The organism is Streptomyces europaeiscabiei (genome assembly GCF_001550375.1).
Taxonomy (GTDB): Bacteria; Actinomycetota; Actinomycetes; order Streptomycetales; family Streptomycetaceae; genus Streptomyces; species Streptomyces europaeiscabiei.
Genome location: NZ_LRTR01000805.1, coordinates 1 through 7,226 on the forward strand (window position 1 = coordinate 1; position 7,226 = coordinate 7,226).

Annotated in this window: 6 protein-coding genes and 1 pseudogene; 5 read left to right on the top strand and 2 right to left on the bottom strand. The window is 71.4% G+C overall.

Annotation, left to right across the window (positions count from 1 at the left end; translation table 11 throughout):
* The coding region (locus AWZ10_RS39745) for a type I polyketide synthase (protein ID WP_159058532.1) at positions 1–1,894 on the bottom strand (1,894 nt) is incomplete at its 3' end.
* Positions 1,895–2,233: 339 nt separating this feature from the next.
* Positions 2,234–3,094, bottom strand: coding sequence for a 1,4-dihydroxy-6-naphtoate synthase (locus tag AWZ10_RS39750; protein ID WP_060893500.1), 861 nt, complete (start codon positions 3,092–3,094; stop codon positions 2,234–2,236).
* A 384-nt stretch (positions 3,095–3,478) separates the two neighbouring features.
* Between AWZ10_RS39750 and mqnE the strand changes: the two genes are divergently transcribed.
* From mqnE to AWZ10_RS39775, 5 genes and pseudogenes are all read left to right on the top strand, one after another.
* A complete protein-coding gene (gene mqnE, locus AWZ10_RS39755) occupies positions 3,479–4,642 on the top strand; it encodes an aminofutalosine synthase MqnE (protein ID WP_046708154.1) in 1,164 nt (387 codons plus the stop codon).
* A 163-nt stretch (positions 4,643–4,805) separates the two neighbouring features.
* Positions 4,806–5,105 carry a ferredoxin gene (locus AWZ10_RS39760; protein WP_046708155.1) on the top strand — a complete coding sequence of 100 codons (300 nt, stop codon included), beginning with the start codon at positions 4,806–4,808 and terminating at the stop codon, positions 5,103–5,105.
* Positions 5,106–5,247: 142 nt separating this feature from the next.
* On the top strand, positions 5,248–6,012 hold the full coding sequence (locus tag AWZ10_RS39765) for a thioesterase II family protein (protein WP_046708156.1): 765 nt from the start codon (positions 5,248–5,250) through the stop codon (positions 6,010–6,012).
* A gap of 39 nt (positions 6,013–6,051) precedes the next feature.
* Positions 6,052–6,948 (top strand): menaquinone biosynthetic enzyme MqnA/MqnD family protein, encoded by an 897-nt coding sequence (locus tag AWZ10_RS39770; RefSeq protein ID WP_046708157.1) that lies wholly within the window; start codon positions 6,052–6,054, stop codon positions 6,946–6,948.
* 32 nt (positions 6,949–6,980) lie between these two features.
* A pseudogene (locus AWZ10_RS39775) lies at positions 6,981–7,226 on the top strand (dehypoxanthine futalosine cyclase); the annotation flags it as partial.

A 7,226-nucleotide genomic window follows, 5' to 3' on the forward strand; every position in this document is an offset into this window, starting at 1 on the left:
ACGCCGGCTGCGTCCACTGCGTACGACCCAACCGCTCGCCATCCCCACCGAAGACGACATCCCGCAACCCGGAGCCGACATGCGCGCACACCGCGTCAAAGGCATCCGCGAAGACAGGGAACGCCTCGTACAACTCCCGGCCCATCCCCGGACGCTGCGCCCCCTGACCCGAGAACAAGAACGCCGTCCGGCCACCCCGCCTGGCGGTGGCGGTGACGACGTCCTGGGACACGCGGCCCTCGGCGAGGGTCCGCAGGCCTGCGGCGAGGGTGTCACGGCCGGTGCCGAGGACGACGGCACGCTGCTCGAAGAGGGAGCGTCGGTCGGCGAGGGTGCGGGCGACGGCCAGGTCGTCGGTGTGCGGGTGGCCGTCGAGGTGGGCGAGCAGGGCGGCCGCCTGGGCCTTGAGGGCGTCGCTGGTGCGGGCGGAGAGGATCCACGGGATCACCGCCGGCACCGGGCGCTCGGGGGCGGGGTCTTCGTCGTGCGTCTCCCCGGTCTGCGGGTCGGCGGGCGGGGCCTCTTCCAGGATGACGTGAGCGTTGGTGCCGGAGACTCCGAACGCGGACACTCCGGCGCGCCGGGGCCGGTCGGTGTGCGGCCAGGAGACGGGTTCGGTGAGGAGACGTACGTGGCCCTCGGTCCAGTCGACCTCGGTGGTGGGCGCGTCGACGTGCAGGGTGCGCGGGAGGACGCCGTGGCGCAGGGCCATGACGGTCTTGATGACGCCGCCGACGCCGGCGGCGGCCTGGGTGTGGCCGATGTTGGACTTGAGCGAGCCGAGCCACAACGGGCGTTCGGCGGGGCGGTCCTGGCCGTAGGCGGCGAGGAGGGCCTGGGCCTCGATGGGGTCGCCGAGGGTGGTGCCGGTGCCGTGCGCCTCGACGGCGTCCACGTCCTTGGGGGAGAGCCCGGCGGAGGCCAGCGCCTGCCGGATGACGCGCTGCTGGGAGGGGCCGTTGGGGGCCGTGAGACCGCTGCTCGCGCCGTCCTGGTTGACGGCCGAGCCACGGATCACGGCGAGCACCTGGTGGCCGTTGCGGCGGGCGTCGGAGAGGCGTTCGAGCAGCAGGACGCCCGCTCCCTCGCCCCAGCCGGTCCCGTCGGTGGCGTCGGCGAAGGACTTGCAGCGCCCGTCGGGCGAGAGTCCGCGCTGACGGCTGAACTCCAGGAAGGTGACCGGAGTCGACATGAAGGCGACACCGCCGGCCAGTGCGAGGTCGCACTCGCCCTGACGCAGGGACTGCACGGCGAGGTGCAGGGCGACGAGGGAGGAGGAGCAGGCGGTGTCGACGGTCAGGGCGGGGCCCTCGAAGCCGAAGGTGTAGGAGATGCGGCCGGAGGCGATGCTCGCCGCGCTGCCGTTGCCGAGGTGGCCCTCGACGCCGGGGGGCGGCTCGGGGAAACGAGTGGCGTAGTCGTTGTACATGACCCCGGCGAAGACGCCGGTGGAGCTGCCCCGCAGGTCGGCGGGGCGCAGTCCGGCGCGTTCGAGGCTCTCCCAGACGATTTCGAGGAGGATGCGCTGCTGCGGGTCGGTGGCGAGAGCCTCGCGGGGTGACATGCCGAAGAAGGCGGGGTCGAAGTCGGCGGCGTCGTGGAGGAAGCCGCCTTCCCGGGTGTAGACGGTGCCGGGGTGGTCGGGGTCGGGATCGTAGAGGGCGTCGAGGTCCCAGCCTCGGTCGTCCGGGAACGTGGAGATGCCGTCGGTGCCGCTGTCGACGAGGTGCCACAGGTCCTCGGGGGTGCGTACCCCGCCGGGATAGCGGCAGCTCATGGAAACCACGGCGATCGGTTCCGTGGCCCTGCCCTCGACCTGACGCAGCCTGGTGCGGGTGCGCTGGAGGTCGCTGGAGACTCGGGTCAGGAAGTCGTGCAGCCTGTCCTCGCTCACGGATCGGTCTCCCTTCGGCGGCGGGCACGCTGGCTCGCCGGTGGGGCACGGGGCATGGGGTCGGCCCCAGCACCGAGGGGCGCCGGGGCCGGTGAGGGGCGGGCGCGCCGCCCGACGCCCTCGTGGGGCAGGTCAGGGCAGGCCTCACCGGTCCCGGGCCTGCCCCAGGGGCCGATTATGGGAGGGGTTCCGCCCGTTTTCGGGGTGCCGGCCGAGGGCTCTAAGAGAACTTCTAGCGTTGTGGCAGGTCTTGGAGGCGGCAGGCCCTTTGAGGCTGTTCCCGCGGAGCGACGCTCACGGGCGGCTGGTCGGGTCCGGTGCGTCGCCGCGGAGCGCCGCTCACAGGCGGCGGGTCGGGTCCAGTGCGTCGGCGCGGACGCGGGGCATCAGGCCGAGCTCGGCCGACCGGTCGAGGAGGGTGCGTACGGCGTGCAGTCCTTCCTCGCCGAGCCGGTCCGTGAACTCGTTGACGTACAGGGCGATGTGCTGGTCGACGACGGCCGGTTCCATTTCCTGCGCGTGCCGCAGGACGTAGGCGCGGGACGCGGCGGGGTCGTCCCAGGCGGCGCGGGTGGAGGCGCGGACGGTGTCGGTGAGGCGGCTCAGCAGGGGTTCGCCGAGGGAGCGGCGGGCGACGATGGCACCGAGAGGGATGGGCAGGCCGGTGCGCTTCTCCCACTCGTCACCCATGTCGGCCGTGCAGTGCAGGCCGTAGCGGTCATAGGTGAAGCGTGCCTCGTGGATGACGAGTCCTGCATCCACGAGGCCGTCGCGGACGGCGGGCATGATCTCGTGGAAGGGCAGGACGACGGTCTCGCCGATGCCTCCGGGCACGGCATCGGCCGCCCACAGCCGGAACAGCAGGTAGGCCGTGGAGGTGGTGCTGGGCACCGCCACGCGGGCCCCCGACAGGGCGGCGGGTTCGCCCGGTCGGGCGGTCAGGACGAGCGGGCCGCAGCCGTGGCCGAGGGCGCCGCCGCTCGGCAGCAGCACGTAGTCGTCGAGGATGTGCGGCAGCACGCCGTAGGAGACTTTCAGGACGTCGAGTTCGCCGCGTCGGGCGAGTCCGTTGGTGACGTCGATGTCGGCGAAGGTGAGCCGCACGTCGGGGGCGCCGGGAAGCAGTCCCTCGGTCCAGGCGTGGAAGACGAACGTGTCGTTGGGGCACGGCGAGTGCGCGAGGGTCAGCGGTGTCGTCATGGGCGGGCGCTTCCTTCTTGTCGGCGGGCGGCGGCGGAAGCCCTCAGCAAACCCGTTGCGGATGTGGGGTTTTCCCCAGACTGCCCTCCGCGAGGATGGGCAGGCCCCACCGACGCGGCGTCGGTGCCCGCCGTTCCCGGCCAGGGCCCGTGGGTCCCGGATCGTTGGCCGGTTCCCCCGGGTCTGTTGTGGCCGGCCGCTTCAGCGGAGCCGTTCGTGTGGTGCGGCTCCGTTCCGTTCCGCCCGAACGTCCCCGGGCGGAACGGGCGGTCCGTTGTTCTTCCCAAGCTGATACGTCCCGGGGCGTGTCGACGAGTCGGGCCGCATCGCGTGCTCACACTCACCACGTGTGCCGCCAGGCACTGAACGAGGAGGTTCCCGGCCATGGACGCTGGGCTCAAGCGTGAGCTGGAGGAGAAGGTCTTCTCCGGTGAGCGGCTGTCCCGCGAGGACGGCATCGCGTTGTACGAGTCGGACGACCTGGCATGGCTGGGCGGTCTGGCACACGAGGTGCGCACCCGCAAGAACGGTGACGTGGTCCACTTCAACGTCAACCGTCACCTCAACATGACGAACGTGTGCACCGCGTCCTGCGCGTACTGCTCCTTCCAGCGCAAGCCGGGCGAGCAGGACGCGTACACGATGCGCATCGAGGAGGCCGTCCGGCTGGCCAAGGCGATGGAGAACGAGCACCTCTCCGAACTGCACATCGTCAACGGTCTGCACCCGAACCTGCCGTGGCGGTACTACCCGCGTTCGCTGCGGGAGCTGAAGAAGGCGCTGCCGAACGTCGGTCTGAAGGCGTTCACGGCGACGGAGATCCACCACTTCGAGACGATCTCCGGACTGACCGCCTCGGAGATCCTGGACGAGCTGATCGACGCCGGTCTGGAGTCGCTCACCGGCGGTGGCGCCGAGATCTTCGACTGGGAGGTCCGGCAGCACATCGTGGACCACCGCACCCACTGGGAGGACTGGTCCCGTATCCACCGCCTGGCGCACGAGAAGGGGCTCAAGACCCCGTGCACCATGCTCTACGGGCACGTCGAGGAACGCCGGCACCGGGTGGACCACGTGCTGCGGCTGCGTGAGCTGCAGGACGAGACGGGCGGCTTCCAGGTCTTCATCCCGCTGCGTTACCAGCACGACTTCGTGGACATGAAGGACGGCAAGATCCGCAACCGGCTGCAGGCACGGACGCAGATGGCGACCGGCGCCGAGGCCCTGAAGACGTTCGCCGTCTCGCGGCTGCTCTTCGACAACGTCCCGCACGTCAAGGTCTTCTGGGTCATGCACGGTGTCCAGACCGCCCAGCTGGCACTGCAGCACGGTGCGGACGACATGGACGGCTCGGTCGTCGAGTACAAGATCACCCACGACGCGGACAACTACGGCACGCCGAACAAGCTGACCCGCGAGGACCTGTTGGACCTCATCCGCGACGCCGGCTTCCGCCCGGTGGAGCGCAACACCCGGTACGAGATCATCCGGGAGTACGACCGCCCCGACCCGGCGCGCCGGGAGTCTCCGCAGCCGATGCGCGTCTGACCCCGGCAGGCCCCGAGGCCGGGAACCCCTTCGTGCACGACGTGCACGACTCCTCTCGTGCCCGACGTGCACGACTCCCCTCGTGTACACGGTGCGCGCGCCGCCGTTCAACCGTGGTGTGCGCACCGTGTCCGCATCATGACGACCCGCCAGGCAGGTGTTTATGTCCACGCAGACGACGAACGACGAGGACCTGGAAGTCTGGATCGACCAGGGCCTGTGTACCGGTGACGGAATCTGCGCCCAGTACGCGCCCGAGGTGTTCGAGCTGGACACCGACGGGCTCGCCTACGTCAAGGACGACGAGGACGAGCTGCTCCTGCAGCCGGGGGCGACGGCCCTGATCCCCGTGGAGGTGCTCGCCGACGTGGTCGACTCGGTCAAGGAGTGCCCCGGCGAGTGCATTCACGTGCGCCGCGTCTCCGACGGGGTCGAGGTGTACGGGCCCGTGGCCGACGACTGACGTCGGCTCTCTCGGACAGGTCACCGTGGCGATCGGCTCGTCGCCCCGGTGACGTCCCCTCCGCTCCACGCTCTCCCGGCCGCCCCGTCCGCCTGCGGCCGGGTCCGAGCACCTCGCCCCCTGGGAAGGACACGCACGTCCCATGAGTTCCCCCACCGCCGACGACCTGTGGATCCGCAGGTTCCGGCCCTCTCCCGACGCCGCCGAGCGGCTGGTGTGCTTCCCGCACGCGGGTGGCTCGGCCAGCTTCTACGTCCCGGTCGCCAACGCGCTCAGCCCCGGTGTCGATGTCGCCGCCATCCAGTACCCCGGCCGTCAGGACCGACGGCACGAACCGGGTCCCGCCTCGGTCGCCGACCTCGCCGACCAGGTCGCCTCGGCCCTGACGGGCTGGGCCGACGACCGTCCGCTGACGTTCTTCGGGCACAGCATGGGCGCGCTGGTGGCCTTCGAGGTGGCGCGCCGCCTGGAGCGCCTCGGGCGGGGCCCCGTCCGGCTGTTCGCCTCCGGGCGCCGCGCCCCGTCCCGCACCCGCGACGAGCACGTGCACACCCTCGACGACGACGGGGTGATCGATGAGCTGCGCAAGCTGGCCGGCACCGACGCCCAGGTCCTCCAGGACGAGGAACTGCTGCGCATGGTGCTGCCCGCCATCCGCAGCGACTACCGGGCCGTGGAGACCTACCGCTGCACTCCCGGTGCGGTGGTGCGCTGCCCGGTGACCGTCCTCACCGGCGACGCCGACCCCCGCACGTCGCTGGAGGAGGCCGGCGCCTGGAGCGAGCACACCGAGGCCGGATCGGACCTGCGGGTCTTCTCCGGCGGACACTTCTTCCTCTCGGAGCGTCCCGCCGAGGTGCTCGCCGTGCTCCAGGAGCACTTCGCCGCGACGGCCCGCCGGGCCTGACCCGTCTTCCCCCTCGACCCGTTCCGGGAGTTGTGCACGATGACCGAGCAACTCGCACCCACGACCGCGCAGTCGGCGCCGGCGCGCCGACGCCGTCCCCGGGTGGGCCACATCCAGTTCCTCAACTGCCTCCCGCTGTTCTGGGGGTTGGCCCGCACCGGCAGCCTCCTCGACATGGACCTGCGCACCGACACGCCGGACGGTCTCAACGACGCGCTCGCCGCCGGTGACCTCGACATGGGGCCGATCAGCCTGCTGGAGTACCTGCGGCACGCCGACGACCTGGTGGCCCTGCCGGACATCGCGGTCGGCAGCGACGGCGACGTCATGTCCTGTCTGATCATCAGCCAGGTGCCACTGGAGCAGCTGGACGGGCAGCCCGTCGCGCTGGGTTCCACCAGCCGTACCTCGGTGCGGCTGGCACAGCTGCTCCTCGCAGAACGCGTCGGCGTGCACCCCGAGTACCACGTCTGCCCGCCCGATCTGCGCACCATGATGGCCGAGGCGAAGGCCGCGGTGGTCATCGGTGACGCCGCCCTGCGCGCGGCCCTGTACGAGGCACCCCGGATGGGTCTGCAGGTGCACGACCTGGGCCGGATGTGGAAGGACTGGACGGGACTGCCCTTCGTCTTCGCGGTGTTCGCCGCGCGCCGTGACTTCCTGGCCCGCGAGCCGGAGCTGGCGCGCCGGGTCCACGCCGATCTGCTGGCCTCGCGCGACCTGTCGATGACGGAGGTGTCCAAGGTGTGCGAACAGGCCGCCCAGTGGGAGGAGTTCGATGCCGAGACGCTGGAGCGCTACTACACCACGGCCCTCGACTTCAGCCTCGGCGAGGCGCAGCTCGCCGGCATCGCCGAGTTCGCGCGCCGGGTGGGCGGCGGGTCCGAGGGCTTCCCGCCCGACGTCGCCGTCCGGCTGCTCGACCCCTCCTCCTGATCCGTACCCCGTCACCGAAAGGCCCGGCCACCATGTCCCGACCTCCGAAGTCCCCGCTCCAGCCCGTCCTCGACCGTGCCGCCGAGGGTGGGCGGATCACCCCCGAGGAGGCGCTCGACCTCTACCGCGACGCGCCCCTGCACGCGCTGGGCGCCGCCGCCGACGCCGTACGCCGCCGTAGGTACGCCGGGACCGAGCACATCGCGACGTACATCATCGAGCGGAACATCAACTACACGAACGTGTGCGTCACGGCGTGCAAGTTCTGCGCGTTCTAC

What these genes read in the sequence shown, in the direction of transcription:
- AWZ10_RS39750 (WP_060893500.1), bottom strand. Translation starts at nt 3,094, where the DNA reads ATGACGACACCGCTGACCCTCGCGCACTCGCCGTGCCCCAACGACACG.
- mqnE (WP_046708154.1), top strand. Translation starts at nt 3,479, where the DNA reads ATGGACGCTGGGCTCAAGCGTGAGCTGGAGGAGAAGGTCTTCTCCGGT.
- AWZ10_RS39760 (WP_046708155.1), top strand. Translation starts at nt 4,806, where the DNA reads ATGTCCACGCAGACGACGAACGACGAGGACCTGGAAGTCTGGATCGAC.
- AWZ10_RS39765 (WP_046708156.1), top strand. Translation starts at nt 5,248, where the DNA reads ATGAGTTCCCCCACCGCCGACGACCTGTGGATCCGCAGGTTCCGGCCC.
- AWZ10_RS39770 (WP_046708157.1), top strand. Translation starts at nt 6,052, where the DNA reads ATGACCGAGCAACTCGCACCCACGACCGCGCAGTCGGCGCCGGCGCGC.